1 protein-coding gene is annotated in these 447 nt (G+C 67.8%); it reads left to right on the plus strand.

What is annotated here, in order from left to right; genetic code table 11:
* Positions 1 to 447 (plus strand): LUD domain-containing protein (locus A9Z05_RS03185; RefSeq protein WP_141723333.1); only part of this gene is annotated, 447 nt, incomplete at both ends.

Genomic DNA, 447 nt, shown 5'->3' on the forward strand with positions numbered 1-447 from the left:
AGCACCTGCGCGATCTCGGCGAAGCCGTCCGGCAGCACGCGCTCGCGCAACTGCCCGCGCTGCTCGAACGGCTGGAGACGAAGCTCACCGCAGCCGGCGTGCACGTGCACTGGGCCGAGACGGCCGCCGACGCGAACGCGATCGTGCTCGGCATCGCGCAGGCGAAGAAGGCGCGCCGCGTGATCAAGGGCAAGTCGATGGCGAGCGAGGAAATCGAGCTGAATCATTACCTCGCGGAACACGGTGTCGACTGCATCGAATCCGACATGGGCGAATTCATCGTGCAGCTCGCGGGCGAGAAGCCGTCGCACATCGTGATGCCGGCGATCCACAAGACCCGCGGCGACATCGCGGAACTGTTCGAGGCGCACCTCCCCGGCACGCGCTACACGGAAGACGTCGACGAACTGATCCAGACCGGCCGGCGCGCGCTGCGCCGCGCGTTCG

Origin of the sequence: Burkholderia sp. A2, assembly GCF_001729305.1 — a bacterium.
Classification (GTDB): Bacteria; Pseudomonadota; Gammaproteobacteria; order Burkholderiales; family Burkholderiaceae; genus Burkholderia; species Burkholderia sola.